29 protein-coding genes are annotated in these 26,008 nt (G+C 48.9%); 22 read left to right on the top strand and 7 right to left on the bottom strand.

Annotated elements, in window-relative coordinates; all coding sequences use genetic code 11:
• The first annotated feature begins 62 nt into the window (after positions 1-62).
• The gene (locus ACLJRL_RS20665; RefSeq protein ID WP_410657858.1) at positions 63-233 is read left to right on the top strand and encodes a hypothetical protein; all 171 of its coding nucleotides are present in this window, start codon (positions 63-65) and stop codon (positions 231-233) included.
• Between the two features lie 1,692 nt (positions 234-1,925).
• Here the strand turns inward: ACLJRL_RS20665 and ACLJRL_RS20660 are convergent.
• From ACLJRL_RS20660 to ACLJRL_RS20640, 5 genes are all read right to left on the bottom strand, one after another.
• Positions 1,926-2,078, bottom strand: a complete 153-nt coding sequence (locus tag ACLJRL_RS20660) for a hypothetical protein (RefSeq protein WP_410657857.1) — start codon at positions 2,076-2,078, stop codon at positions 1,926-1,928.
• Positions 2,079-2,104: 26 nt separating this feature from the next.
• Positions 2,105-2,263: a hypothetical protein gene (locus ACLJRL_RS20655; RefSeq protein ID WP_410657856.1), complete on the bottom strand. Its 159-nt coding sequence runs from the start codon at positions 2,261-2,263 to the stop codon at positions 2,105-2,107.
• Complete coding sequence (locus tag ACLJRL_RS20650) at positions 2,260-2,463, bottom strand: hypothetical protein (RefSeq protein ID WP_410657855.1); 204 nt, start codon at positions 2,461-2,463, stop codon at positions 2,260-2,262. The genes ACLJRL_RS20655 and ACLJRL_RS20650 overlap by 4 nt, the downstream gene beginning before the upstream one ends.
• Before the next feature lie 123 nt (positions 2,464-2,586).
• Positions 2,587-3,159 (bottom strand): hypothetical protein, encoded by a 573-nt coding sequence (locus ACLJRL_RS20645; protein ID WP_410657854.1) that lies wholly within the window; start codon positions 3,157-3,159, stop codon positions 2,587-2,589.
• Entirely contained in the window at positions 3,159-3,677 is a 519-nt protein-coding gene (locus ACLJRL_RS20640) for an HNH endonuclease (protein WP_410657853.1), read from the bottom strand. The genes ACLJRL_RS20645 and ACLJRL_RS20640 overlap by 1 nt, the downstream gene beginning before the upstream one ends.
• 337 nt (positions 3,678-4,014) lie before the next feature.
• Here ACLJRL_RS20640 and ACLJRL_RS20635 point away from each other — a divergent pair, with 337 nt between their 5' ends.
• From ACLJRL_RS20635 to ACLJRL_RS20620, 4 genes are all read left to right on the top strand, one after another.
• A complete protein-coding gene (locus tag ACLJRL_RS20635) occupies positions 4,015-4,737 on the top strand; it encodes a hypothetical protein (RefSeq protein WP_410657852.1) in 723 nt (240 codons plus the stop codon).
• Between the two features lie 2 nt (positions 4,738-4,739).
• Entirely contained in the window at positions 4,740-5,297 is a 558-nt protein-coding gene (locus ACLJRL_RS20630) for an ATP-dependent Clp protease proteolytic subunit (protein WP_410657851.1), read from the top strand.
• A 32-nt stretch (positions 5,298-5,329) separates the two neighbouring features.
• Positions 5,330-5,626 (top strand): hypothetical protein, encoded by a 297-nt coding sequence (locus ACLJRL_RS20625; RefSeq protein ID WP_410657850.1) that lies wholly within the window; start codon positions 5,330-5,332, stop codon positions 5,624-5,626.
• Positions 5,627-5,940: 314 nt separating this feature from the next.
• Positions 5,941-6,222: a hypothetical protein gene (locus ACLJRL_RS20620; RefSeq protein ID WP_410657849.1), complete on the top strand. Its 282-nt coding sequence runs from the start codon at positions 5,941-5,943 to the stop codon at positions 6,220-6,222.
• 710 nt (positions 6,223-6,932) lie between these two features.
• Here ACLJRL_RS20620 and ACLJRL_RS20615 read toward each other — a convergent pair.
• Together ACLJRL_RS20615 and ACLJRL_RS20610 are read right to left on the bottom strand one after the other, a co-directional pair.
• On the bottom strand, positions 6,933-7,574 hold the full coding sequence (locus ACLJRL_RS20615) for a hypothetical protein (protein WP_410657848.1): 642 nt from the start codon (positions 7,572-7,574) through the stop codon (positions 6,933-6,935).
• Between the two features lie 207 nt (positions 7,575-7,781).
• Positions 7,782-8,312, bottom strand: a complete 531-nt coding sequence (locus ACLJRL_RS20610) for a hypothetical protein (RefSeq protein ID WP_410657847.1) — start codon at positions 8,310-8,312, stop codon at positions 7,782-7,784.
• A 138-nt stretch (positions 8,313-8,450) separates the two neighbouring features.
• On the opposite strand from ACLJRL_RS20610, the gene ACLJRL_RS20605 reads away from it, so the two are divergent.
• From ACLJRL_RS20605 to ACLJRL_RS20525, 17 genes are all read left to right on the top strand, one after another.
• Complete coding sequence (locus tag ACLJRL_RS20605) at positions 8,451-8,774, top strand: HNH endonuclease (protein WP_410657846.1); 324 nt, start codon at positions 8,451-8,453, stop codon at positions 8,772-8,774.
• Between the two features lie 259 nt (positions 8,775-9,033).
• Positions 9,034-9,408, top strand: coding sequence for a phage terminase small subunit P27 family (locus ACLJRL_RS20600; RefSeq protein ID WP_410657845.1), 375 nt, complete (start codon positions 9,034-9,036; stop codon positions 9,406-9,408).
• Between the two features lie 5 nt (positions 9,409-9,413).
• Positions 9,414-11,075 (top strand): terminase large subunit, encoded by a 1,662-nt coding sequence (locus ACLJRL_RS20595; RefSeq protein ID WP_410657844.1) that lies wholly within the window; start codon positions 9,414-9,416, stop codon positions 11,073-11,075.
• Positions 11,076-11,272: 197 nt separating this feature from the next.
• Positions 11,273-12,568 (top strand): phage portal protein, encoded by a 1,296-nt coding sequence (locus tag ACLJRL_RS20590; RefSeq protein ID WP_410657843.1) that lies wholly within the window; start codon positions 11,273-11,275, stop codon positions 12,566-12,568.
• Complete coding sequence (locus tag ACLJRL_RS20585; protein ID WP_410657842.1) at positions 12,565-13,233, top strand: HK97 family phage prohead protease; 669 nt, start codon at positions 12,565-12,567, stop codon at positions 13,231-13,233. Before ACLJRL_RS20590 ends, ACLJRL_RS20585 begins: the two co-directional genes overlap by 4 nt.
• Before the next feature lie 92 nt (positions 13,234-13,325).
• Positions 13,326-14,507: a phage major capsid protein gene (locus tag ACLJRL_RS20580; protein ID WP_410657841.1), complete on the top strand. Its 1,182-nt coding sequence runs from the start codon at positions 13,326-13,328 to the stop codon at positions 14,505-14,507.
• A 62-nt stretch (positions 14,508-14,569) separates the two neighbouring features.
• A complete protein-coding gene (locus tag ACLJRL_RS20575) occupies positions 14,570-14,761 on the top strand; it encodes a hypothetical protein (RefSeq protein ID WP_410657840.1) in 192 nt (63 codons plus the stop codon).
• Positions 14,762-14,765: 4 nt separating this feature from the next.
• Positions 14,766-15,557: a hypothetical protein gene (locus ACLJRL_RS20570; RefSeq protein ID WP_410657839.1), complete on the top strand. Its 792-nt coding sequence runs from the start codon at positions 14,766-14,768 to the stop codon at positions 15,555-15,557.
• Positions 15,557-16,000 (top strand): hypothetical protein, encoded by a 444-nt coding sequence (locus tag ACLJRL_RS20565; protein WP_410657838.1) that lies wholly within the window; start codon positions 15,557-15,559, stop codon positions 15,998-16,000. The genes ACLJRL_RS20570 and ACLJRL_RS20565 overlap by 1 nt, the downstream gene beginning before the upstream one ends.
• Entirely contained in the window at positions 15,997-16,206 is a 210-nt protein-coding gene (locus ACLJRL_RS20560; RefSeq protein ID WP_410657837.1) for a hypothetical protein, read from the top strand. The genes ACLJRL_RS20565 and ACLJRL_RS20560 overlap by 4 nt, the downstream gene beginning before the upstream one ends.
• Positions 16,194-17,207 carry a phage tail tube protein gene (locus ACLJRL_RS20555; protein ID WP_410657836.1) on the top strand — a complete coding sequence of 338 codons (1,014 nt, stop codon included), beginning with the start codon at positions 16,194-16,196 and terminating at the stop codon, positions 17,205-17,207. The genes ACLJRL_RS20560 and ACLJRL_RS20555 overlap by 13 nt, the downstream gene beginning before the upstream one ends.
• A complete protein-coding gene (locus tag ACLJRL_RS20550) occupies positions 17,207-17,650 on the top strand; it encodes a hypothetical protein (RefSeq protein ID WP_410657835.1) in 444 nt (147 codons plus the stop codon). The genes ACLJRL_RS20555 and ACLJRL_RS20550 overlap by 1 nt, the downstream gene beginning before the upstream one ends.
• A 45-nt stretch (positions 17,651-17,695) precedes the next feature.
• Positions 17,696-18,130 carry a hypothetical protein gene (locus ACLJRL_RS20545; protein WP_410657834.1) on the top strand — a complete coding sequence of 145 codons (435 nt, stop codon included), beginning with the start codon at positions 17,696-17,698 and terminating at the stop codon, positions 18,128-18,130.
• Positions 18,131-18,344: 214 nt separating this feature from the next.
• A complete protein-coding gene (locus tag ACLJRL_RS20540) occupies positions 18,345-20,939 on the top strand; it encodes a hypothetical protein (protein ID WP_410657833.1) in 2,595 nt (864 codons plus the stop codon).
• Between the two features lie 48 nt (positions 20,940-20,987).
• Positions 20,988-25,052 carry a LamG-like jellyroll fold domain-containing protein gene (locus tag ACLJRL_RS20535; RefSeq protein WP_410657832.1) on the top strand — a complete coding sequence of 1,355 codons (4,065 nt, stop codon included), beginning with the start codon at positions 20,988-20,990 and terminating at the stop codon, positions 25,050-25,052.
• Between the two features lie 19 nt (positions 25,053-25,071).
• Positions 25,072-25,611, top strand: a complete 540-nt coding sequence (locus tag ACLJRL_RS20530; protein ID WP_410657831.1) for a hypothetical protein — start codon at positions 25,072-25,074, stop codon at positions 25,609-25,611.
• Positions 25,612-25,759: 148 nt separating this feature from the next.
• Entirely contained in the window at positions 25,760-25,975 is a 216-nt protein-coding gene (locus tag ACLJRL_RS20525) for a hypothetical protein (protein ID WP_410657830.1), read from the top strand.
• Positions 25,976-26,008: the final 33 nt, after the last annotated feature.

Below are 26,008 nucleotides of genomic sequence, written 5' to 3'. Positions count from 1 at the left end.
GTTGTCGCAAATGTAGTATTAAGGTGAGGGGAAATACCCCCGCCAATAATTAAGGAGCTTGTATGTCAGAGCTACTGTACAGTCGGGTAACCGAGGACAAATCGGAAATCATCCTTGAAGACCGTGAAGGTACTGAGCTTGGTAGGTATCCGAACGCTGATGAGCTGCACAAGGATGCCAAGGAGAAGTACGGAAGCTTCATGCTTATCCCTAGGGAAGAGCAGCAGAAGTAGTTAGAAAACAAGCAAGCCCGGTAGCTGTTTCGGCTACCGGGCTGCTTTATGCCTACGACAAGATAACGTGGATATCCTTTGCTGTTGCTTCATCAAACGTCTCACTAGCTAGAGCTGACATTATCTGACTAATCCACTGTTCGCCTGGTAGGTCCTCCAATCCATCCATAGTGCCTCCTACATGTAAGAGCCCCTAGCAGGGAAAGACTGGGGATCACACCCGCTAGGGACTCTTCTAGTAGAGCACTTCATTTAATTGTTCTCAACTTGCTGAAAATCCAGAAAAACACCGTGACCTACTCGTTAGGTCCCCATACCTCTGAGTAGACCTGAACCGTACGTGAAGCCTTGCCCAACGTAGCGGTCACGCTCATGTCCTGGTTATTCCATTTAAAAACATAAGTGACCTGATCGCCCGGACGTAGTGAGCGGGTAGTGCATCCTCCATCACACTTACCATCGCTGGATACCAGCGGGGCAGACATGGAAATAACAGCAGGCTTTGTAGACTCGCCGTTATTCTTAACCCGAACAATAAGAGTGTTGTAAGACGTATCAGCGGTCACGGTCACACTGTCGACTAGTTCAGGCTCTACCGGGGTTGCTGGCTTGTCACTCGGCTTGGGTGCTTCCACCACAGGTTGCTTGGCGAGCTGCTGCACTGTCGGGTGTTCTACCGGCTGAGCTGTCCTAGGAACGAGCGAGGCAACACGGGGCTTGCTCGTGCTGGTCTTGGGGACACTGATGGCCGGAGAAGGGTTCTCAGGGGCTACAGACGGGGGAGTACTCACAGCGGCCGGAGTGGTCGGGTTCGAGCTGCTTGCACTCGGGGTACTGCTGGCAGGCACAGGAGCCGCTACCTGTGCAGGGGTACCACTCTCGCCGGAAGTCACCAGGACCAGGACAACGACAGTTGCAAGAGCAACCACACCAGCACTCAGAGCTACTACAAACTTACGCTTCATCGTGACCCCTTCTCTTGCGAACATCCAAGGGTAAGGCGAAAGCCAGTAGCAAACATAATTACTATCGGCTTAAACACTAAGAAGAAATCTAGTCGTTGTGTACTGCTAGCGATCAGTCAGTCACGGTACATAGCATGTGACCTTATCCGTAGAAGACCTGGTTTCCTTGTTAACTACTGTGCCGTTCTGCTTGATATGGCATTGAGCATTGCTACCAGTAGCTTCAACGATAGGTTTGGAGTTGGTACCCCATGTGTTGTTACCTAGGTCTACTGCATTGTCTTGAGCGGAGATGCTTGCTTTGCTTCCCGCGCTGATGGAGATCTCATAGGCATAGCTGCTTGCTGCACTGCTTGTAGTAGTAGGTGCTGCACTGGTTGAGCTAGTAGCTACAGGAGCAACAGCCGGGGGAGCAGACGAACAAGCAACACAACCCAGCACTACCGATACTGCAATAATAAAACGTTTCATGGTAACCCCTCTTTAAGTAGAAGACCCCATAGCTTATAGCTACAGGGTCTACCAGACAAGAACTATCACTACCCGTTAATCGATGGATATTCTAGGTAATGGCTTCTCAAGCCTAGATCATGCTTGGTGATGACGTCCGAGCAAGTATTACAAACCATAAGCAGGATATCCGGGGCTAGCTGGATAGAGACCAGTTCCCCCGAACATGGGTGCGGACCATAGTAGGTATGAGCACATCTACAATCCGCAACCCTGCTCATTCGGTATCGTCTTCTATCTCCAAGCTATCTACTAGCTCTTGCGCTGCCTTCTCAAAGGCTTGATAGCGCTTGAGATCACTGATGGTCATCTTTGCCAGATCAAACCCATAGGTCTCGGCAATGCGCTTGGCTTCTCTCAGAAGATCCATGCTTTGACTGTAGGCATCTTCGGGTGTCATTGGGCACCCCTTGTCTTTAGCTCACCTTTGGTAAACATGAGAGTTGTCTCAAACATGTTTTGCCAAGTCTCGTTAGCTAGGTAGTCGGCCATGTTGATTTCAAAGTACTCAAGGAAGTGCTTCAAGACATAGGCGCGTAGTTCGTCGTTGGTCATGCTGCACCCCTTTCAAGTTCCTCAAGTCTTATTGCAACTGCTGTCTTTAAGGTGTCCAGAGAGCCGGCTAGAATTTCAAGGTCCTCAATACTATCTGTCTCAAGGCCGATTATGGTTTTGGTGTTGTGATGCTTGGTAGTAATCCTGAAAGCGTCTGCAAGCTCTACCGGAAAGCTTACGTATACTCGTGCGTTGGTCATTGGTCTTCTCCTAAGTTGTTAGTGAAGCTCTCTAGAGCGGCTTCTGTAGCTCTTATCGCGTCTGCTAATCCACTGAACGCGTTAGTCATGTTCTCCATGTGCTGCTTGAGTTCGTTAAAGCTCTCATCCATGGTCAATCACTCGCCCGTCGTTCCAAGCTTCGTTGTTCATGATGCGATGAACACGAGTGGTTAGCCTGCCTACCTTGGCACTGAACCTCTGGTACTCCTTTGAACCTGTTTCACCCGGATAGTCAGCCGGGGGAGTAAGGAAGTCGGCTTGCTGTGCTGCTGTAAGGCTTGAGAAAGCCTTATCAAAATCTACATAGACAGCGTGTGCCTCACTGGCCAGTGTGTATCGTCCGAAAGCTTCGGCAAGCTCATACTTGTGCTTGCGGATAAACTCTCTTTCGTAGGTGTACTGGCCTGTCTCGTCCCAACGCTGAGCCTGCATCTGGCTGGCAAGCTTCTTTGCTTGGTTGTTGATGATCCGTACTAGATAGTTCTCTGATACATCAGCTTGAGCGCACTTCTCTTCGATAGAGCCTGACTCATACGTGAACCATTGGGCTACTTCTTGACGTAGGTCTTCCGGGTCTAGCTGGTGACTGGTCGCTATCTGACGGAATGAGAAGTAGTTATCTTTGCGATAGATAGCTTCAAGCCATGCTTCGGTAAATGTCTGTTCGATGGTCATCACTTGGCTTCAACCCAAACCTTGCCGGTAGTGATACGGCTGATTAGGGATGCACTGACATTGAACATTGATGAAAGCTCTTTGACAGGCATACCCTGTTTGCGAAGAGCGCGGATGAATGCAACCTTCTGCCAATTCAATCTAGGTGCCTTGTATGCAGTCCCATGCTTTACCGCGTCATCGTAGTTCTCGCGGTGTGTTCCATAGGCCAGGTTCTCTAGACGATTGTCATGCGGATTGCCGTTGAGATGCCTTGAGATCAAACCATCTGGTCGAGTGCCTACAAAGGTTTCCAATACGATTAGATGAACCTTGCGCGGCACCGCACGTTCTTCATTGGATAGCATGGTTACTGCCAAATACTGTGCTCGCTTAGGTCCTACTAGATTAAGCTTGAGCATCTTGGTACGTCCGTATTTATTGGAGCGAACGCGCCCCATGTTGGATACGTCGTAATCCTGGTATCCTGGTACTTGCTTCCAGATCTCTCCGGGTAGGTTGGTTTCACTGTTCTTCATTTAGTTGTTGTTCTCCGTATTAAAGTATTTACAACCTCTCGGCTGCATACTCTAATTATACAATGAATATGTTATTATCGTGCGAACGTCAAAATAGAAATATGCCATCTACCAGGGGCTATACCAAAGGTAACTTAACGTTTAGGTAACATAGTGGGGAAATAGGTGGAAATGCCTACTATGGCCGCACGGTAATAAAAGATTCTTGGTACAATAGATGTAAGAGCGCAAGACACGACTAAAGGAAGGATCTTCCTAACCTAGCTCAATACAAATGGATTTAGTCTCCGGGGTATGTCGTGTCCCCCGGAGACTATTTTTATGTGAAGGACACGACATGTACAAGAAATTAGACTGGCTACGCGTGATAGATACAGCGCTAGCAAACCAAGTAGAGATCAGCTACACCACCAAGAACGGCAAGACTCGTCAGATAAAGATGAGTCCTACAGTGGCGTTCATTGCGTACCACATCGCAGACAAGTTCGCGGACTGGAATACCGGGGAAGAAGTAAGGTGCTCGCACTCAAAGCTAGCTACTACCTTCCACATGTCCACTAAGACAGTCTCAGAAGCTTTCATTCTGCTATCAGAGCTTGGCTTCTTAATAAGAGACGTCACCAAAGAGACAATAGGTGGAACCAACTTCTACGACCTTGCAATGCCTAACCCTAGTTCCCTAGAAACAAGGGTCTGTTCCTCTGAAACAGGGGGTGTGTTCGAGGGAAACAAGGGGGTTGTTTCTCAGGGACAACAAACTACTAAGAGAACTACTAAAGAAACAAATAAGTTAAAGACTAATGCTAGCGTCCGCGAAGCGAACGCCCCGGCTTCGCCGGTTGTCTTCTCTCTATCTTCTATTAAGAAAGCTTCTAATCTTTTCTTTAAATTGAGAGAACCAAAGAAGGGTAACGAGGTAACCGACCCCTGTTCCCTAGAAACAGGGGTGTTGTTCTGGGAGAGAGGCAATGTCGAACAAGAGTCAGAAGACTTGCTCAACTGGGATGAGCCAATGCCGGAGCGAGAAGAAAAGATTGTCAACGTAGGAGAAGACTGGTAATCATGACAGACGAAAGACAACGGGTATTCAACGAGGGGAGCACCTTCTATGTTCTAGGCGAGTTTGACGATGATATGCGTAACGGCCTAGTTGTACCCTTAACAGAAAAGATCAATGAGCTAGCTAGTCAGCGAGACGCTGTGATCGATGTATGGGTTAGCTCAACAGGTGGAGACGCGTTCCTATGCATGGATCTTGTGCAGCGATTTGAGCTAGCCAAGTCACGCGGAATCATAGTGCGAACAATCGTGACAAGTCATGCATATAGCGCGGGGTCAATGTTGGCGGTCACAGGAACACCAGGAGAAAGATACATAGCTTCTAGTGCTGAACACCTTATCCACTATGGAACTCAGTGGGGATATTTGGTTAAGTCGCCAAGAGAGGTTGAGCGAAACGCTCAGCACCAAACACGTTGGTTTGAAACCTGCGTGAAGCACTATGAACGATATGCAAAAGTGCCAAAGCTTAGGGATCACCTTCGAGATGATCTGTTCTTTGTGAGTGCCGATGATGCTATCGCGTGGAAACTAGCAGACAAGGAACTAGGTGAACTATGAAGACATGTACTAAGTGCAAGCAGGCCAAACCCTTGAGCGAGTACTACAAGTCACAAGGCAGCAAAGATGGACTCAACACCGTATGCAAGGTGTGCTATCAGCTTCAAAGTAAAACACGAGAAGCGGAGAAGGCAGCTAGGACGTTCAAGAACAAGGTTTCAGAGTACGAGGCAGACAAGCTCAAAGAAGCCCTTGAGGAGGCGCTAGGGGAGCTAGAAGCCGGATGGAGTCCAGTAAGGCTAGATGCCTACCTAGTCAAGCTTAGAGAGGACTTCAGAGCCAGACAGAAAGAACGTGTGAAAGCTGCTGCTGCATTTCGAGCCAGTTAGACGCAATGCAGCACTCTAATATAGTGAAGAGGTTTCACTCATTTCTTCAACTCCTGTCCCTAGGTGTAGAGCAAGACTCCACCTAGGGACTCTTAATTTCCCGCTAGCAGCGACTCCTTCAACTGTGGTCATAACTAATTTCACCTGCTGCTAGCGGGTCTCAACTAAAGCATTGCGCCTAGATAATGAACGCAAAGATGCTTTTCGCCGGGAACGGCAACTAAACGAAAGACAGGGGATATAAGGCTATGGAGCCAATAATACTGGCTCTAATCGGCCTAGTAAGTGGTGGTGCACTGTTCAAGCTCATAGATATGTGGCTGAACAGACGCAAGCCCAAGTATGAGATGGACAAAGCTTTGAGAGATGAGCTACGTACATCGATAGAAGATTTATCAGCAAAGATCAAAGAACAAGACTTGAGGATAGATGCCTTGGAAGTCGAATCGGCAAGCTGGCAAGCAAGAGCACTCGATTGGTATCAACGTTACAAGATGCTAAAGGTAAAAGCCTTAGAAGTGCTCATTTCGCACGGTGTATCACTAGAAAAGGCTCAGCTTGCCCTACAAGAAGACAATGAAGAGTGGCTACATTAACTAGCTGAGCTTCGCTCAGATGAACGTCACTCGCACACGTAACGTCGCATGCTTCGCATACTCGGTTACGTCAGCACTCGTTACGTTCAGCCCCGGCTAGGGGTTACAAGGACTACCCGACGGCGGGTAAATACAAGATGGTCGTGGGACCAGAAAGGATACGCATGGATAGCGTAGAGAAGTTTTTCAAGTTCAATAATAGTAAGACTACCGAGATATTTGAGTTCAGTTGGATACAGGGCCTTGAGTTAGGTCCAGTAGAACACTGTGGAGTGCAAGGACGTAACGAACAGAGATTAGAAGTTGTATTTGATCAGCGTGACCGTAAGGCAGTAGCAGATCTATTTCGCAAGATGGCGGATAGCTTGAAAGATGATAGATAGCACACTGGCAGCAGTATTCACCTATGTCATGGTAGCTCTTCTATCTGTCCTATTGTTCATAGCTCTCTTCATCTACTAACTAAAACCTAAGGGGTAAAGACATATGACACAAGAATTAAGTAGATACGGTAAACGTATCATCCGAGACAACTATGGAGTATCGCCACAACTTATTGACTTCTCTCTAGTAGTGCAGTCAAACAACGTGGCAGTAGAGTTTAGATATGAGGACAAGGCAAAGGTATTAGAGGTTATAGATCTCATCCGCGCGGCGGTAGAGACAGACCCTGTACCAGACCCACCACCGGTAGAAGAACCACCAGGAGGCTAGGAAAGCTCTTTGTCAGGCTTGAACAGCTTTCCAAAGCTCGGATCGGAATCGGTGATAACACCTAGATCCTCTTGCATCATTGAAACTATTTGAGCGTTGCTTCTAATACCTTCAGCGTGGATCTTTACAAGGTCTAGAGCTTTAAATGCTGCTGCACTAGTTAATGATTGCATGAGGATTGCTATTATACGTTCGGTGCTTACAAGGGTAATCCCGAACTTCACAACTATTCTCATCCGGGCTACAAGCATAAGTTCGTTGTTTAGCTGGTGAAGGTCACCTTTGCTAGCTTCAAGCTTCTGCAAGTATCCTCTGATCTGGCTAATATGGTTGGCAGAGATTTCAGGCGATTGAGAATCAATAGAATCTTGAATCTTTGCGATGCCCTCTATAGAGCTGACGATACTACGAAGATGACGAAGGGTAGATAGGTATGCCTGCCTTCTATCGGCATAGAGAAGCTTGTAACGCTCTTGTATATCTTTATGTTCAAGTTCGGCTTTGTGCTTCTTATGGGTGTATCGCAAGGTAAGGAAAGTACTAAGGCCACCAGCAAGCAGGGTTGCTAGAGCAGTGATGCCAGCTACGACGGCTGTGAACCACCAGGGGCCAGCAGGAGCGGCAGGAGCGTTGTTCATGGGCGAGAAGCCTAGAGCTGGTGGGTAGACAGCACACCAGGGCACAACGTCACGGTGACGGAACAAGATCAACAATTCGCCGGCTAGCTTGGTACAGATCTTGGGACAAACAAGCGGGCAGCTCGTGCACTCGAACTCACCCTGAAAAGCCAAGAGCCCGTACAACCGAGATCCGGCCGTACGGGCTCTGAGAGCGTCTGAGACAGGCTAGTTGGCCTTCTCCAGTACGCCATCCTCAAACGCCTTGTCGATGGCTTCAATGAGCGTGTCGATAGACGGGGCACGCTCAGGCTCAGGGAATCCCAGAGCAACCACGAAGTCCTTGGTTCCCTTGCGGCTCTCCGGGGCATTGGCACCAGCCTTGAAGCCCCCGAAGTCCTTGGTGAACTTGTACTCGGCCCCCTTGGCGGCCAGGTCCTTCATGCTGTGCTTGGACTGGGGGACAGGAGTCAGGTTGGTGGTGGGACCACCAGGGCCGAACGTCTTGCGGTAGCCGTCACCAGGTTCACGGTCCCAAAGCTTGGGGTCTGTCTCGGTGTCAGCCTCTTCGGCCGCCTTGAGGTACTTCGCAACAACCTTGGCGAACGCGGTTGCTTCCTCCGAAGTCACATCAAGTTGGTAGACCTGCTCACCAACCCCGATGAAGATCTTCTCAAGCTCATCAAGGCTTGCTACCTCAGCGGCAGGCTTGCCGGACGTACCGGGAAGGTCAGATACATACGTGATCTTGACGCCCATGGTTACTACCTTTCATGTAGTTGATACCTAGGTACAAGCTAGCACATACCTTTGGTAGCCGTCATGTATGGGTCAAGGTATCCAAGCTTGTAACCCCTCAAGCTTTGAACAAGGTATAGGGGTGGTTCAGCAAAGGTAGTGGTCAACGTGGGTAAGCGGTTCTGTGCAGGGGGATGCAGGCGAGTACTAGCTACGGCCGGTCGCTGCCCTGAGTGCAAGCGAGCCAAGCAGCAGCAGCAAGACCAAGCACGAGGCACCAGCACCCAACGCGGGTACGGCTACGACCACGTACTAGCTAGGGCAGAGCTGCTAGCCGATGAACCTGTGTGCTGGATATGCGGGCTACCTGGTGCGGACACAGCCGACCACCTACGACCACGATCACGCGGGGGTAGGAGTGAGATAGATAACTACCTACCAGCACACAAGAGATGTAATAGCAGTAGAGGCAGCAAGGAATAAGGCAAGCTTAGTGCCTTAGCAATGAGCTTTACATTGAAACAAAAAGATTTTGAACTTCAAGTAGATCAAAGCCTTCTATGTATAAACGATGAATGATTGTGCATGCATGGGGAGGACTGATTGAAAAGTCTAGAGGGGTACCCCTTTGTAGACCCGCGCCTTTTGGTTCTGTGAAAAAACCGGATAGCAGCGGAAAAGTTGTCCATAGCTAAAGGCTATGCATGACTATGCAGTACCTATACATGAAGGAGGTAGATCGATGAGCTTCGAGCCACCTAAGGCAGTAATCGCGGGGGCGCTAGACGAGTGGAACCGTCTACTTCCGTACATGCGAGAACAGAATTACGACGTTGAAGAGAACGTACAACCATACGCTTCCTATTGCATTGCTGTAATGCGTAGAGACGAGTGTGAAGCGAACATAGCAGCAGAAGGCTTACTAGTTAAGTCCCGTAGAGACGGACACCTAGTACGCAACCACGCAACCATGATTCAGCAATCAGCTAATCAGACCATCTTAGAGATATCAAAACGCTTCGGGTTTACCCCGGCAGACAAGAAAGCTCTAGCTCAGGTCAAGGAAGAAGCGGGGGAGGACAAGCCTGATTGGCTTAAAGACATAGCAAGGAAGTGACCTGAATGGAGTTACCTTATGCCGATTGGAGACCGGATGGCGTAGCAGTAGATGAATACCTGTTTGATCAAAGACGTGTAGATGCCTGCATAGGCTTTATTGAAGACGCAATGATTCTAAGCTCTGGTTTTAACCAGGGCAAGAAGATGCGTTTGCTCGATTGGCAGAAGGAAGTATTTACGAAGCTGCTAGGTACCGTTCGTTGGTCATGGGAGCTTGAGCGCTTTGTAAGGCAGTACCGAAGCTGCAATATCTGGATTCCCCGTAAGAACGGGAAGACTACCATCATTGCCGCTCTTGCTATCTACCTACTGTCTATGGATATGCAGGTGTCTACCGGAGTACCCGGTAAGGCAACCATCCTGTGTGGAGCGTTGACAGCCGGGCAGGCTGATCAAATATTCAAGCAAGCTAAAGGCTTCATTCAGAAGAACAAGTACTTGAACAACCCTCGTATCTTCAAGATACGTAACGGTTGGAAAGAGATAGAGCACGTACCAACAGGCTCTATCCTCAAGGTAGTAGCTCAAGGTGATGACATTAAGCTCGGTAGCGAGCCAACAACAATCATCATCGATGAGCTTGCAGTACAGAAGAACGCTGACTTTATCAACTCACTCAAGGGTGGTCAGGGTTCAACAGCGGAACCCTTGCTTATCGGTATCTCAACAGCCGGGTATAAGAACAAGCATAAGTATGGGTTTGAAGAGTGGTCAGGCGATAAGAAGATCCATGAAGACCAGACACTCAATCCACAGAAGCTTGTCTTTATGCGTCCGTTGGACGAGACAGCCGATTGGGAAGATGAGGAGCTATGGCGTTACGCCAATCCTTCTCTAGGTCAAGCCAACTCATTTGAGTTCTTAAGAGAGCAGTACCGAGAGGTAAAGCTCAAGCCTTCCTTGCTGCCATGGTTCAAGGCGTACTACCTGAATATCTGGGGTACTTCCGGAAGCTCATGGATTGAAATGCACCGCTGGGAGCTTTCAGGACAAGCCGGGGGAGTGGTTCATAAAGAACTACTAGACGGCCGTCTCGCATATGGTGGGCTCGATTTGTCCAGCAAGAAAGACATGACCTGTTTCAGTCTCGTTCTACCGGGAAAGCCTGGCAGGGATGAGCAGAACGAGCCGGGTTACACCGTGCTTACGTGGTCTTGGGCTACTCAGTACAGCATTGATTCACGTGACGACCACATGAAGTACAAGCTAAAAGAGTGGGCGGAACAAGGCCACCTGAAAATATTCGACGGAGACGAAATCCAGTTCGAGCAAGTCAGGGACAAGATAGTAGAGCTGTGCAGCTTCTATGACGTTCAAGCCATAGGCATGGACACATGGGGCTCTAAGGATATTTCCCAGCAGCTCGAAAAGCAGGGTATAGAGATCATCGATGTTAGGCAGTCGGCTCAGATCCTAGGACCACCAACAGCACACTTTGAAGCGCTGGTATTGAACAAGCGCATCTATCACGGATTCAATCCGGTGCTGACTTGGAACCTGGAAAACGCGGCTGCTGTGACAGACAATCTTGACCGAACAATCCTTCACAAGAAGAGTTCGGCGGAAAAGATCGATGGTCTAGCGGCAACTATGAATGCTGTTTATCTGGCATATGAGCCGGCCAGTGACTATGAAGCACCACAAATTATTGAGATCGACTTCTGATCTTAGGGAGAGAACATGAATGTAAAAGCGAAGCTTTGTCTTCAACTGGTCGGGGTTATCTCGGTATGCGTTGGGACATTCCTAGTGGCGACGTGGCTAGGCCTGGTAGTTACCGGCTTGCTGCTAACCGCCATCGCAACAGGTCAGCCGGAGAAGCTGCCTGAGCAAGTCTTAGAAAAAGAGGATGACGGTTAAGTATGGGTCTATTTGGAAACTTCGAAAAGAGATCGGAGGTAGCAGCAGCTCAAGCTAGTGCAACATGGCGCGACATTATGCAGCCTGAAGATAAGTCAGGCACTATAGATGAACGTAAGGCTTTAGCAGACTCAGCCCTAGATACCTGTGTATCTACCATTGCGGATACCTGTGCAGGGTTGCCGCTGGATATTTACGAATACCAGCAGGACGCGAACGGTAAGCGTAAGCGTGTCGAGGTAGAAAAGCCTCAATGGCTGGTCCAGCCCAACGTTAACGAGCCACTGCTAGACACTCTGAAAACAACCCTTGTGTCTCTGTTGATGCATGGTAATGCCTGCTGGTTACTCATCCGCAATGAAGCGGGGGAGCTGGTAGGGGTAGAAGTCCTAGACGTAGAACGCGTAAAGGTCTACAAGGACAAGGGGCAGGTTAAGTACACCATTGATGGCAGCAACATGCTTAATGGTGAACAGATCATCAACGGTCACAATATCCTGCATTTCAAGAACAAGGCTTTGCCGGGAGAGTACTGGGGATTAAGCCCTATCGAGCTACACCGTAGAACCATTAACGGTTCACTCAAGTCAGAAGAGATCTCAACAGCGATGTTTGAGAAGGGCTTGATGACCAGTGGTGCTATCACCTATCCGGATAAGTTGGACCAGCCGGAAGCCGACCGAATCAGTAAGCAGCTCAGTGCAGCAGCATCGGTCAAGGATGGTCGAGGAAAGTTCCTTGTCATCTCTAACGGCGGAAAGATTCAACAGCTACAGATCAGCCCGGCTGATGCTCAGTTCCTAGAGCAGAAGAAATACTCAGCTATCCAAATAGCTCGAATCTATAAGTTCCCTGCCTACAAGATTGATCCCAGCGTTACCAGTACATGGGGCACCGGGATTCAAGAGCAGAACCAGAACTTTGTAGATACCACCTTGCGACCATGGATAGACATTCTTGAGTCTGTGATCAATACATACTTGGTCGAGGCCGGGCAGTACGTGAAGTTCAACCTTGACTCTATCTTGCGTGGAGATATCAAAGCTCGTTATGAGTCATACGGTAAGGCTATCTACAACGGCTTCATGGCACCTAATGAAGCTAGAAGCTTGGAAGACATGCCACCTGTCGAGGGTGGAGACACCTTCCTAGTACCTCTTTCTCAGGGAGACAGAGAACAGAACTACCGCAAGGGTGAGGCAGCAATTGCAAAACTCGTAGCGGAAGTGGAAGCACTAAAGCGCGGTATAGCGCTCAACGATAAACCTAATCCTGAAGAAGGAGGTATAATAGATTGAAGCAAGAGATAAGATCTTTTGAGTCTGAGTTTGATACTCGCTCTGAGCATAACAAGCTGGTTATCACTGGATATGCCGCCGTCTTTAATTCAAGGACACAGCTACAGCCGAGACTGTTTGAAGAGATCAGAAGCGGGGCTTTCACAAAGACCATTCAAGAGGCAGACGTCAGAGCCTTGTATAACCACGATCCTATGTACGTACTAGGACGAAACAAGGCCGGTACATTAAGACTGTCTCAAGATGACAAAGGATTGCACTACGAAGTTGATATGCCAGATACCCAGACAGGTAGAGACGTCTACGAGAGTATCCAGCGTGGAGATATTAGTCAGTCCTCATTCGCTTTCTATCCGGTAGCGGGCAAGACTCCTACTGAATGGGAACGTAGCGAAGAAGGTAGATACCTTGTTCGCACACTTCAAGAGGTAAAGCTCAAGGACGTAAGTCCTGTTACCTATCCGGCTTACCAGGATGCCACTGTAGGTGTCCGCGCAGCCGAGAACATCGCAGAAATGCGGGGGCTCGAACTAGGAGATAAAGACCTAGCAGAAGCTCTAGAGCTGATAGAAGAAGAGCAGCAGAAGCCGTCAACAGACACTTACGTTGCCCGTAAGCACATTGATACTCGCATCCTAGAGTTGCGTAACAAGTACCTTAAGTGAGCCGGTAAGAAACCACTCCGAAAGAAAGGTCTTAGCAGTAACCCTACCGGGGGTCTAAACCGGAATACATTTAAGGAACAAGTACACAGGAAATGAAGACCAACAAAGAAAGGCTTCAAGATGCACTAAAGGCGCATGAAGACCTAGTAAGTAAGTTTAATGATCTAGCAGGCCAGGAAGTAACCGAAGAGGTTCGCTCAGAGCTTGATGAACTAGACACAAAGATTGAAGCCCGTGCGGCTGAAATCGATCAGCTAGAAGCTCGTGTAGCTTCCGAAGCTAAGGTAGCTGAGACTCGTTCTCGTTACGCACACATCGTGGATGCAGCACCACAGAAGCGCGAAGAAGGTAAGTTCGGAGAAGAGCTACGTTCAGCGATTCTTGAGGGCAAGCCATTTGATGTTACTGGGGGTCCAGTTGTATCAAACATGGCTGAGTACCGCGCAGCACCCGTAAAGGCTGCTGGTGGTAACTACACCAACGATGACTTTGTAACCGCTGTAATGACAGCATTCGCTGAGAACACTGCTGTATTCCGTGCTGGTGCACGTATCGTTACTACTTCAAGTGGTGAGCCAATCACTGCACCTGTAGTAGCTAACATCGGTGGTGCTCTTACTGCTGAAGCTGCTGCTCTTCCAGAGACAACAGACAACACAGCAAAGACCCTTACCGCTTACAAGTATGGCGCTATTGCCGACTTGTCACGCGAACTTGTAGAAGACACTTCAGTTGATGTTGTTTCTCTAGTTGCAGGTCTTGTAGGCGACAACGTATCTGGTGCAGTGAATGCGCACTTCATTGCAGGTACCGGATCAAGCCAGCCACAGGGACTTATCGTAGGTGCTGGTGCAGGTGCTACCGCTGCTGGTGTTTCAGCAATCACTGAAGCCGACCTATTCGCCCTCTACTACTCAGTTAAGGACTCAGCACGTAACAAGGGAGCATGGTTCATGCACCCAACTACCGCTGCTGCACTACGTAGTCTTGAGGGTCTATGGACAATCAACCCAGCAGCAGACAACCCAGAGCAGCTATTGGGCCGTCCTGTCTTCACTGATTCAAGCATGGAGACACCAGGAGCCAACAAGCGTTCAATTGTCTTTGGTGACCCAAAGGCATACTTCGTTCGCTCTGTTCGTGGTCTACGCGTTGAGCGCTCAGACGATTACAAGTTCGGTAACGACCTTGTAGCCGTAAAGGTTGTATGGCGTGGTGATGGTGTAGTAACCGATCCAAACGCAATCAAGAAGCTAACTCACCCAGCTAGCTAATCAATAGCCGACAAGGGGACCACTTCGGTGGTCCCCTTTGGTATGGGCGGAAAGGACAAGCAATGAAAATCAAGATGGTGAAGAACTACGGCTATGACTTCGACAAACGCGGGGCATGGCTGGAAAGTGATTCTGAAGTAGAAGTAGAAGACAGCCTCGCAGCTCGACTATTGAGCGAAGGTAGAGCAGTACCAGTAGTAGAAGAGCAAGCTTCCGAGAAGAGAGCTAGGAGAGTTAAGAAAGAAGGTGCATGACTAGATGATTAAGCGTGGCAAGAGCGAGGTATTAAGACATACCTTCTATGTTGACGATACAGTCGCTGATGCAGGTACCGTGACCGTAACAGTTACTGATGAAGCTGATACACAGGTATTCACTGGTTCAGCAATCAAAACAGGTAATGAGTACTCATTTACGCTACCTGGTCAGGCAACCTTGGGAAGACTTGCCATTGAATGGAATGGTTCGCTTCTAGACGACACAAGTGCAGAGGAAGTCATTGGTAGCTACCTGTTTGAACTTGCAGAGCTAAGAGAAATATTTGTAGCACGTGACTTCAAGAAGGCTTACTCAAATAGCTTGCTTAGGGACATACGCGACCAGGTAACCGAGACCTTCGAGTCTGTGGCCAACCTGTCGTTTGTGGAACGTCGCAAGACAGTTCGAGTAAGCGTCGTTGCCGGGCAAGCGTTTCTTCCTGTCGTTGCGGTCCGCCAGGTGCTCACTGTGGACGGCGAGAGCTTCACAGGGGACTTCACCCCCAACGGTTGGGTTGACGGGCTCACAGGCAGCTCAGCGACCGTGACATACGAACACGGCCTTGACGGGGGAGTGACTGCCGAAGCTAAGGGCATGGCGCTAGAGCTGGCAGTGCATCTCACAGGGGCTCAGGCCAAAAAGACGCCGGACAACGCGGAGCAACTTACGGACGCGACCACAGGGAACACCTATCGCCTATCTCTAGTAGGAACACGAGGGATTGAAGTTCCCGTACCTCGCGTTGATGCATTCCTCAAGCGCATCAAGTTTGATGTACCGGGGGTGGCCTAATGAGTTTCACAACAGCTATTAACGTGAAAGTTTACTTAGAGAGCCGGCTAGGGGCGCTGCTTAATGACTATGAAGCAGGCATTGAAGTTGTCTATGGTCCATCAGTCAGCAATGACATACGTACAGCCGTAGCTATAGGAAATGTCGAGTGGGAATCCTACGACACAAGCTCTATGGGACCACGTCCAAAGATCTATGAAATCTACACCGTTGAATGTGCTCTGTTGGTAGAACAAGGTGATGGTTCACCACGTGACACCGATGCAACTGCACAAGACATTGTAGAAATCCTGGTCGAGGAACTACGTAGCAACAGAACACTTGGTTTCAATGTCGACTTCACCAACCTAGTTCCTCTTGGTTTGGAATCAGGGATTACTCAAGACGGTGAAGTAGGAACTATATTCAAGTTTAAGATTCAATGTGAGAAGAACCTAGCATGAGCACTCTCACTATAAGGATGCTCAAGGATTGGGCCGGATGGCTCAAAGAAGGACAAACCTACGAACTAGATTACTCGCTAGCAACCATGCTTATTGGACTAAAGAAGGCGCGGTATCACGGTGAAGCTATCAACTTGTTCAAGGGGTTCAATGAAAATAAACCGGCGGATAGCCAGGAAAGAGATGAGATTATATGGCCAACATGATTGACCAGTATATTAACGTGAAGGACGAATCTGTCTATGGCACCGCTGTTGCAGCAAACAGATCAGTAGACTTCAACTCAGAAGACTTTAAGGGCGACTACTCAAACGTCATTATTGCTTCTGGACTTAGAGCAGGCGAGTACGCACCTAATGCTAAGCGCGTTGCTCGAAACCCCAAGGGTGCGACAGGTTCCCTTGAGATCAATGGTGCAAATCAGGGTGTAGCGTTCTGGTTTAAGCACATGCTCGGTAACTACACCTTGGGTACTACTACCTCTGGCGTAACTACCCACACATGCAAGACAGGGGATACCAAAGGTAAGAGCTTCACTCTTCAGAAGAACATGGTTGGTTCCGACGGAATCGCCTATACCAAGACCTATCAAGGTGTAAAGGTAGTCGGCTGGGAGATCAGTAACTCAGTTGACGAGTACATGAAGATCAAGCTTGACCTAGACGGACAGAAGGAAACTCTAGGTGCTGGTGCTGGTCCGCTAGCAAGTCAAGCAAAGAACTTCGGCAACTCAGACAACCTTAAAGAATTCAAGTTCTACGAGGGTGTTGTTAATGTCGGCGGTAGTCAGGTAAGCGTATCTGAGATCTCTATCAAGGGTAAGAAGAACCTTGCGGCTGAACGCTACTTCTTAGGTACACAGCTTAAGAAAGAGCCAATTCAGAACGGGCAGGACGAAATAACCACTGAATTCAAGATGGAGTTCGAGGACCTTACTCAGGAACAGCGTGTAGCTTCTGCTCTTGAATCAGGTGCACAGGTATCAGTATCTGTAACCTGGACTGCAACCGAACCAGAAGCAGGCGGGGGAGTCTCAAGTATTACCTTGACCATGCCAGTTGTTTCGTTAGTAGACGCACCAAGCAGCATTGACGTAGGCAAGCTAGCCGAACAGAGCCTAACTGGAAACGTATTGTGGCCAGGTTCAGGACAGGGCGACAACATGCTTACCGCGACAATAGTTACACCAGACGCTACAGCGGTTTAATGGCGTACGTTCTTGGTGCTAACGCATTCAGGCAACTACGTGCCGACTTGAAAGAGATAGACCGGCAGGCACCTAAGCAGCTAGCCAGAATCAACAAGGAAGTTGCGCAGTACGTAGTACAGGTAGCCAGAGGTAAGGCGAACGAGCTGGGTGGAGTCTTTCGTAAGGCTGCACCAGCTCTGTCCGCATCTGGTTCAGGTTCAGCCGTAGCTGTGTTTCTGAAGAAGACTTCTAGGCCGTACGCGTTTGGTGCCGAGTTCGGTTCAAAGAAGTACAAGCAGTTCGACCCATGGCGGGGGAATCCTAAGGTCAATGCCTTTGATGGTGGACCAGGTTACTTCCTCTATCCATCTATCCGAGACCATAGAGCACGGATTGAAGAGAAGTGGACTGATGCGGTTGAAGCACTACTCAAGATATTTAAGCCTGTCTATGAAGGCTAAGCCTAGACCCCGGCTTTGTAGGGGTCACATTCATATGGAGGAAAGATGACAGACAAGGAATTTACTTTTGACTATAGATGGCAAGAGAGATTGACCCTACGAGACCGTGAAGACTTTGAGCGTGAATCAGGCTATGCATGGGATGACCTCATGAACGGTGGGGCTATCAGAACAGACGATAAGGGAAAGATCCTATGGGACAAGAATGGTGACTACCCACTTCGAGTAGTCAACATGCAGATGAACATAGCCTTTATCTACATCGTAAAGCGTACCGATGATCCAAGCGTCACTATCAACGACATTCGAGACTTACCGGGTGCTGTTCTAGATCAGCTGATGGTCAAGCAGATTCAGATGCTTCAAGAAGCTATGGAAGACGCAAAAAAAGACCTAGCCGACCAAGAGGCGAAGGAACAATCCAAGTCGTCGGCAGACCAGGGAACCGCGAAGTCAGGATCAAGAGCCTCAAAGAAGTAAGGCGAGAGCGCTATAAAGCTTATGCAAGGTTCTGTGAAGCATGGTTCGGCTGGACTTTGGAAGATGTACTAAACCTAACGTTTGAGCAGTATCAAGCCTTTGTTGAACGAGCGAACGAGAGGAATAAAGAAACGAAATAAGGTGACACTTCATGGCTGGTGATAGCCAAGTAAAGGTCCGAGTACTGGGAGACAGTAAAGACGGACAACGCGCGATGCGCGATTATGCCAGATCAGTTGCAGAAGCTGAGAAGGCGAACGAGCAATTTAATGCGAAGCTGAGCAAGTCCACCACCGTTGCTATGAAGATGCTTGGTTCAATGCCGATAGCAGCAGCGGCGGCAGGAGCAGCAACAGGAATTGCCCTAGCTGGTGTACCCATCCTATTTGGTGCAATAGCAGCAGCAGCCTTATCGAGCAACGCACGAGTCAGCTCAAGCTTTCATGAGATGACGGGCAATATCTCTGATGGTGTGAAGTCAGCAGCAGCACCGTTAGAGGGAACCTTAGTCAAGGCTATAGACAAGGTTGATTCAAGCTTCGCGAGAATGCAACCTGCCATTGAAGTAGCCATGACCAGCTCGGCGGGTTCAGTGCTCAAGCTTGTAGATGGTGTAACCGCTCTAGCAGAGAACGCCCTACCAGGTTTGGTGATAGCAAGTCAGAACAGCTATGCGCCGATGGTAGGTATGCAAAACCTGATGGCTAAAGCTGGTACCGGTGCTTCGGACTTCTTCAGAAACCTAAGTAGTGGGGCTGGTTCATCAGGAAGGATTCTTAGCGAGCTAGGAGACGTCGTCAGAGACTTCTTAGGGTTCGCCGGGCAACTGTTTGCCAACCTGAGCAACAACGGCGTAGGTGTGCTTTCACAGCTCAATGCAGCTTTGAACCAGGTCTATCAAATTATTCTTAGAGTGAGCAGCGATGGCTTACCGGTAGCAACTGGTGCGTTCAGTGGATTCATGACCATTGTATCTGGTGCGCTGAGTGTGATCACCGCTGTATCGGGTGCTCTTGGCGGATGGCTAGGCCCATTGGCACAAGTAGCAGGAGCCTTGAAGGCTGTAGATATGATTACCTTTGGAGCGGTGACCAGATCATTCGATGGTCTTGGAGCCAAGCTAAAGGAGTCACCAGGTTTCGCAGCAAAAGCCGGTACCGCTCTAGGTACAACATTGGCTACTGCGATTAGCCCGGCTGGTCTGGCAATAACTGCTTTAGCAATTGGTCTTACCATCCTTGGTGAGAAGCAACAGCAAGCAGCACGTCATGCATCAGAGCACAAGGGACGTATTCAAGAGCTGACTTCGGCAATCCAGCAGGACAACGGGGCAGTCGGTAATGCAACTCAAGCGATCGTAGCTAAGGCATTGGCTGATCAGAACGCGATAGGAAATGCTAAGGCTCTAGGTCTCAGCCTAGGTCAAGTAACCCTAGCTGCGAACGGTAATAAAACAGCACTTGATGGTGTGACAGGCTCTATCGATAGGCAGATTACTTCTGTGCTCGCAGCTTCACCAGAGAATGCCTACTTCACAGATACCTTCAAGGGTTTATCTCAGGAGATGGTGAACACTGGTAAAGGTGCTAACGAGCTTATTAGTAACTACTCATCATGGCGTGCCCATAGTCTTGATTTGAACGATGCTCAGCGTAGCCAATTGGATGCCTTGCTGAACTTGAAGGCAACCGTTCTACAGCAGAACCAAGCTGTTGGTCAGGCAACCACAATCCAGCAGGCATACCAGCAAGCCCTAGCTAATTCATCTACACAGCTAACCGCTTCACAGTATGCATCTCAAGCTACAAGCTCGGCTACTAGCCGTATGGCAGAAGCTATGAAGACCCTTGCGGACTTCACAACCGATGCGGCAGCTAAAGGGCAAGCACTAGTGACCGTGCTCGATATGCTTAATGGTCGTGTTCCTTCTTATGAAGAAGCACAGCAGACCATTAACGACACCCTAAGACAGATGGGTGAAGAGTTCGGTAAGAACATCGACAAGGCGGCGGGGTTCGGAAACCAGCTAGTAAACCTAGACGGCACAGTTAATACAACTACTGCCAACGGTTCGAGCTTGCAAAACCAGTTGGTGACTCTTCAAGGTGGGTTCGCAAACTCAGGTGCAGCCATTCAAGACCTCGTCGGTAAGGGTATGTCTTTATCGGCTGCTACCAACAAGGTAAACGGAGATCTTGGAGCACAGCAGAATCAGCTTATCGGAGTACTTCAAAAGGCTGGGTTGACCAAGGGGCAGATTGATTCATTGATCCGTACCTATGGTCTTGTTCCGAGAGATGTAACTACCAACGTTGTTGCTCACACAGGAGCAGCAGAGGCAGCGATCAACTATGCAGCGAGGGACCGAGTAGTAACTATCTCTACTTCGTTTCGTGACGTAGGTGGAGCTGGCTTCGGTAACCCAACCGGTAGAGCACGAGCTTTCGCCGATGGTGGAATTATCTACAACGACGTTGGCCGAACCTTGACCCCGATGGGAACACAGGCAGCCAAGGTCAATCCGAACACATGGCGTGTCATCGGTGACAACATGCGAGTACCAGAGTCCTTCATCCCTTGGGATGGCTCAGCTAGATCATTGAGCCTGTTAGCACAGACAGCAGATGCTTTTGGTTTGGGTTTGAGCGCGGGACAAGGTGCACCAGTAGTTGTATCCAGTGCGCCAAGTCAAGGCGTGACAATAGTCGTGAATCAATACGGCACAATCGTAGGTTCTAACGGCACACGTGAGTTTGCCGAGATACTTAAACAAGAGATTATCCGAACTGATAGAAGGGCGGGTAGATAAGAGGCAGGGGGCTTAGGTCCCCTGCCTCATTCATATGGAGGATAGAACATGGCAAGAGATTTTGAAGTTCAGATAGATAGGTCTGACGTCGCCGACTTAGCGTTTCCGGTTTGGGAGAAGCTAGAGCAGGTAAGCAAGATTGATACTTCACTTGGTAGAGACTACGAACGTGGTGGCATTAATCCAGGGGACGCAACCATTGCCTTTGAGTTCAATAAGGGTGATACAGGGTTCTCAACTGATGACCTTGAAGAGCTAGTGAATGATGACTATCTCAATGGGTTTAGCTACCTGGCATCAGACTATGTATCGCTAGCTGACAACAAGGTTGTTTTCAGGGATGCGACAGAGACAAACATTGATGCTAAGGGCAAGGTGTTCACTAGAGTTGGCGTATCGCCTGCTGCATATCAGTGGCGCATACCGTTCGATCCTATGTACGCGGCTATCATCGAACCGCTAGAGACCTATGTACTTGCGTGGTCACATTCAGAGACTTCTTATTCAAGTCCAGACCCAACAGTGACAGAGCACGCTAAAGCATTCTGGTACTCGGATGCAGGGGTGCTAGTTCGTGAGGATGAGTTCTTCACTGGCACACTTTCAACCGGGGGAGCGACACAGATAAAGGGCAAGATCAAGGCTCCCTCAAATGCTCGCTATGTGACAGTAGGTGCACAGCCAACCGGGCTAGGTTCAGCGGTCAAGGGTTACAGAGACTTTGTGTACAGCAGCTTTCAGGTTCACAAGTATGACGCTACATATGAAGCGTCGAACGGAGGTAACTACCTAAAGCCGTTCGCGATTGATGCGCTCGAAACCAGGCCACCTCAAGCAGGTACTAAACTTCGTGTCGTATCACCAGGTAACCAGTTCGATAGAAAGAAGTGGTTCCCGGTAAGAATTCTTGGTCATAACCAATACCAAAGAGCCGGCCAGGCATACAATCTATTGCCATTGGCTTACGACATAGACACAATTACAACAGTTGCGGACTTCTTCACTTCAACCAACGCAACTCTAACGCTCAACACAGGTACTCCGATATCGGGTACCAAGAGCTTGAACATCGTAACTACTGCGAGTTCACCAGCGACCATTACGTTAGGAGCTTCAAGCACTACCTTTATGGTTCCGGTTACACCAGGGGTCTTCTACAGTGTCGAGTACACAGGTAGGAACAACATTGCTACAGCAGCGTCAGTAAACATCACTGCAAACTACTTCGGTGGAAGCACCAACATGGGTACCAACGTGATGGGTGCTAGCTCTGGTCCTACATTGCATTCATGGGGCTTCACTGCACCAGCGGGTGTCTATGCCGTTCAGTTCGTCATGAGCATCTCAGGTGGAATTAGAAACATCACCGTTGATAACTTCACCGTACGAACAGCAGTAGAAGAGCCAGGGCCACACTGGAACAAGCTCGATTACATTGGTGATTTTGAGAACCTAACGGGGCTCAACTTGTCACAGTATGTTTGTACTAGCTTGGGTAACACTCTTGCTATTGTGTTTGATTCAACTCAAGCCCATAAGGGTAACCGAGTATTGAAGATGACTAAGGTCAACGGTGCTACATCGGCTAACGCCAGGTTCGGACACGTAGTGAACTCGTTCCCGGCTTACACCGAAGCACGAGGTAAGGCTAACGGTGTCGCATATCAAATGACCTTTTGGGCTAGAGCAAGTTCAGCTAATGCGAACACTAAAGTTCAAGCAGTGTGGAAGTCGAACAACACTCAAGCATTGTTAACCTCACTGCCACAACAGGCTCTCACCACTCAATGGAAGCAGTACATTTACAACTTTGCTGTACCCAGTGGAGCTACAGGTTTGCATGTTGGTGTGCAGATGGCGGGGGATGCGGCAGGTGCAATAGACGTGTTCATTGATGAAGTAACAGTAACTCGTCTACCGCCATACATCCGCTGGGATCTATCAAGCAGTACATCGAACAGTCGTATTTCTATCTATGATATTGACGCTTCTGATTCGGGTGCTGCTGCGATGCACTACGGTAATGACCTTATAGAAGACGTCAACTATGCGCATAACAACTTCTATCATTCAGGTAGTACACGTACCCGATACAAGGCTACTTGGAAGAGTGTTGGATATGACGCACCACTAGGAACTACTGCCTATGTGCAGTGGGTACCTATCACTGGTAAGTATCGTGGTGGTTTCGGAACCGACGTTGAAGGAATGCTCAAGGGATCATTCCCAGTCGAGGTATCAACTCCTATTGCTCTGCCAACAGGTGGGGGAAGTGTAGTGGTTGATGTGCTCGCACCGGATATTCCATGGTGTGCGATGGTGCCGGTAATCTACTTCGCAATGCCTAACGTGGGCGCAACCATGGGCTATGAGTTCATTGATGAATACATAGGCCCTGATGGTTACGAGAACGAGCCAAGCGTTTTGGAGAGTTCAGCTTTCCGGGGGAGTGTCGAGGTACGTAAGGACAAGACCAGTTCAGTTGCAATAGATGGAGAACGCTTCATCACTACAGCCGAGTTGCAATGTACCGACGTGCTTGGACAGCTCGGCAACGTGAAGATTAATACTCCCTACAAGCAGACTGTCATGAACGATGATCCGCTGGTCTATCTTCCAATGGATGATGACCTAACTACCATTGCTAATCTATCTTCTAGAGTGGAAGTTGATTTCAAGGTGAGAACTGTCGGTACTCCGAACAACTGGGGTATCTCTACTGACTCAAAGAGCCTCGCTGAAATAGGGGGTAGTTTCCGCTTTGAGAATCCGCCACTAGTTCCGGGAACTGTGCAGACTCAAGGGCAATTCGTCCATGGTGTCTATGACGGAACCTTGGTTGATAAGTATGAATCGAGCTATGAGGTTTGGTTCATGCGTGACGCTGGTGCGGCTCCGATGGTTGCCGATGGTTTGTTGAATCACAACAGCAGCATGCAAGCGGATGGACGTATTTACATCTGGCTTAACGGTACTGAGCTTTGGTACAAGTGGGGGCAGGCTCCGGGAGTCAAGTACATCTACAACATAGGTTCAGCTCATAACGACGGTAGGCCGCACTATGTAGCAATGACTATGAAGAACGATGTAGCTACTTGCTACTTCGATGGTTCGCCGGTAGGCACATTTACGGCTACTAATAAGTTCGTGAACAACCTTATGGTCGGTGGAAACATTCCAGAGACATACCAGTTCCACACTGGAAACCTTGGTCACTTCGCTTGGTATGACAAGGCTCTGTCTTACGCTGATGTTTATAGGCACTGGCGTGCTGGTCTCAATAATCGCCTAACTGAAACTGAGACAGCACGTATGCGCTATGTCATCGATGCAGCGAAGCAAGCTGGTATTCCGCCAGTACTGCAAACCAGGGACGGTATCAAGCCTAGTTCTACATCTAGGCTGACTCCTGCTAACTGGTCTACTGGTACTTCTCCTGCTGATCTCATGCGTAATGCAGCTGACTCAGCAAGCGGAACAGTATGGGCCGGGGGAGACGGAAGAATCATCTACGAAAACAAGCGTAGTAGATTCACCTATGGTATTACCCAGAGAAACAACACATGGGAGATAGGACCAGGAGACGACACTATCCAACCGGATGGTGATTTCGGTGCTAGTCCTGACTACACCAAGCTTATTAATGAAGTGTCCTACACAGGTAAGTTTAGTAGTGCCAAGGATGGAACCTTACGTGTGTTCCACAGAGTTTCACAGAACAAGTACGGTCGAGTTTCAATAGAAGAACGTACCGAGCTTAGTGATATGACTGAAGCCAGGGAGAAAGCTAACTGGTTGATGTACACCCATGCTAAGCCACTGACTAGGTATGACACCTTGAGATTCACCAATATCAATGCTGCTACAGATGAGTTCTGTAGAGGTGTTCGTATCGGTGACTACATCTATGGAGATCTAGTCAACAGCAACGGTCTAGGTGAAGGACAGCTTAGCCACTTTGTGGAGAAAGTCAGTCACTACATTGAGCCTCTTGAAGGAAAGCTCTTGTGGACTACAAGTATCGAGATCTCACCAGCTTATAACCAAGTTGGATGGATTATTGAAGACCCGGTCTACGGGCAAATGGATGCAGGAAACAGGATTGTTTTCTAGAGAAGGGATTGATTAATGGATGGCTACAGTACCATCACAGGATAACTGGTCAGCGGGGGAGTTTCCTACTGCTGCGAAGTTGAACAAAAACATCAGGGATGCGGTCAACTTCCTGATGAATCCGCCGGAAGCAAGACTAGCTAGGAAGCTTACTGCTCAGACTGGTCTTGGTAATGGTTCTACAACAGCTATCATCTTTGATAGCACGTTGCTTGATAACGACAGTATGACCAATATTGCTACAGCCAATACGCGAATCACTATCACTACAGCAGGTGCATACAATGTAGGTGTAGCTGCTCAACTGGTAGTAGGAGCTGACTTGGCTAACGCTAGATGGATGCAGCTATCCATTCGCAAGAACGGGGGTGTGAACATTGCTACTAGTGTTATGCCACAGTATGGCGTCGGTCTAGGTAGTGGCATGTCTTTCAGTATCCCGAACAACTGTGTTGCAGGAGATTACTTTGAGATTGTATGTAACTCGGCAGGAAGTGCATTCCAAACCAACGCGGTTGGAGATGGCGCAATGTTGTACGCTCGTTGGATCGGTAACTAAAGGCTTGTCACCTCCATATGACAAAGAAGAAGACCCCGGTATAAGGAAGAGATTCCAAGTACCGGGGTCTTTCTTTGTGTGCTGGCCGGCTCACAGATAGTAATATTAGGACTTGACTTAGTAGCTAGTACTAGTCCAAGCTATGTCTATGAACGAGATAGAGGAAGCAACCAACGCGGTGTTTGAAGAACTTCAGAAGGAAGATGGGATGTACCACGTGGTTGGAGAGAAGTTCTCCACAGAAGACCTAGCCGGGTACATCGAACTAGCAAGCCGATGGCTCAAGGATCAATCAGAGCTAACAACTTGGGAGATCAGGGAAGCCAACTGGGAAGAGATCTACAACTACTTCAAGAGCACATAGCAAAGCCGGGGCCACAAGCCCCGGCTTACTGCT

The organism is Amycolatopsis sp. lyj-112, assembly GCF_046549055.1.
Classification (GTDB): Bacteria; Actinomycetota; Actinomycetes; order Mycobacteriales; family Pseudonocardiaceae; genus Amycolatopsis.
This window is presented reverse-complemented; position numbering and strand designations above follow the sequence as displayed.

Coding starts and splice junctions, on each gene's coding strand:
- ACLJRL_RS20665 (WP_410657858.1), top strand. CDS start 63: ATGTCAGAGCTACTGTACAGTCGGGTAACCGAGGACAAATCGGAAATC.
- ACLJRL_RS20660 (WP_410657857.1), bottom strand. CDS start 2,078: ATGGATCTTCTGAGAGAAGCCAAGCGCATTGCCGAGACCTATGGGTTT.
- ACLJRL_RS20655 (WP_410657856.1), bottom strand. CDS start 2,263: ATGACCAACGACGAACTACGCGCCTATGTCTTGAAGCACTTCCTTGAG.
- ACLJRL_RS20650 (WP_410657855.1), bottom strand. CDS start 2,463: ATGACCAACGCACGAGTATACGTAAGCTTTCCGGTAGAGCTTGCAGAC.
- ACLJRL_RS20645 (WP_410657854.1), bottom strand. CDS start 3,159: ATGACCATCGAACAGACATTTACCGAAGCATGGCTTGAAGCTATCTAT.
- ACLJRL_RS20640 (WP_410657853.1), bottom strand. CDS start 3,677: ATGAAGAACAGTGAAACCAACCTACCCGGAGAGATCTGGAAGCAAGTA.
- ACLJRL_RS20635 (WP_410657852.1), top strand. CDS start 4,015: ATGTACAAGAAATTAGACTGGCTACGCGTGATAGATACAGCGCTAGCA.
- ACLJRL_RS20630 (WP_410657851.1), top strand. CDS start 4,740: ATGACAGACGAAAGACAACGGGTATTCAACGAGGGGAGCACCTTCTAT.
- ACLJRL_RS20620 (WP_410657849.1), top strand. CDS start 5,941: ATGTGGCTGAACAGACGCAAGCCCAAGTATGAGATGGACAAAGCTTTG.
- ACLJRL_RS20615 (WP_410657848.1), bottom strand. CDS start 7,574: ATGAACAACGCTCCTGCCGCTCCTGCTGGCCCCTGGTGGTTCACAGCC.
- ACLJRL_RS20610 (WP_410657847.1), bottom strand. CDS start 8,312: ATGGGCGTCAAGATCACGTATGTATCTGACCTTCCCGGTACGTCCGGC.
- ACLJRL_RS20600 (WP_410657845.1), top strand. CDS start 9,034: ATGAGCTTCGAGCCACCTAAGGCAGTAATCGCGGGGGCGCTAGACGAG.
- ACLJRL_RS20595 (WP_410657844.1), top strand. CDS start 9,414: ATGGAGTTACCTTATGCCGATTGGAGACCGGATGGCGTAGCAGTAGAT.
- ACLJRL_RS20590 (WP_410657843.1), top strand. CDS start 11,273: ATGGGTCTATTTGGAAACTTCGAAAAGAGATCGGAGGTAGCAGCAGCT.
- ACLJRL_RS20580 (WP_410657841.1), top strand. CDS start 13,326: ATGAAGACCAACAAAGAAAGGCTTCAAGATGCACTAAAGGCGCATGAA.
- ACLJRL_RS20575 (WP_410657840.1), top strand. CDS start 14,570: ATGAAAATCAAGATGGTGAAGAACTACGGCTATGACTTCGACAAACGC.
- ACLJRL_RS20570 (WP_410657839.1), top strand. CDS start 14,766: ATGATTAAGCGTGGCAAGAGCGAGGTATTAAGACATACCTTCTATGTT.
- ACLJRL_RS20565 (WP_410657838.1), top strand. CDS start 15,557: ATGAGTTTCACAACAGCTATTAACGTGAAAGTTTACTTAGAGAGCCGG.
- ACLJRL_RS20560 (WP_410657837.1), top strand. CDS start 15,997: ATGAGCACTCTCACTATAAGGATGCTCAAGGATTGGGCCGGATGGCTC.
- ACLJRL_RS20555 (WP_410657836.1), top strand. CDS start 16,194: ATGGCCAACATGATTGACCAGTATATTAACGTGAAGGACGAATCTGTC.
- ACLJRL_RS20550 (WP_410657835.1), top strand. CDS start 17,207: ATGGCGTACGTTCTTGGTGCTAACGCATTCAGGCAACTACGTGCCGAC.
- ACLJRL_RS20545 (WP_410657834.1), top strand. CDS start 17,696: ATGACAGACAAGGAATTTACTTTTGACTATAGATGGCAAGAGAGATTG.
- ACLJRL_RS20540 (WP_410657833.1), top strand. CDS start 18,345: ATGCGCGATTATGCCAGATCAGTTGCAGAAGCTGAGAAGGCGAACGAG.
- ACLJRL_RS20535 (WP_410657832.1), top strand. CDS start 20,988: ATGGCAAGAGATTTTGAAGTTCAGATAGATAGGTCTGACGTCGCCGAC.
- ACLJRL_RS20530 (WP_410657831.1), top strand. CDS start 25,072: ATGGCTACAGTACCATCACAGGATAACTGGTCAGCGGGGGAGTTTCCT.
- ACLJRL_RS20525 (WP_410657830.1), top strand. CDS start 25,760: ATGAACGAGATAGAGGAAGCAACCAACGCGGTGTTTGAAGAACTTCAG.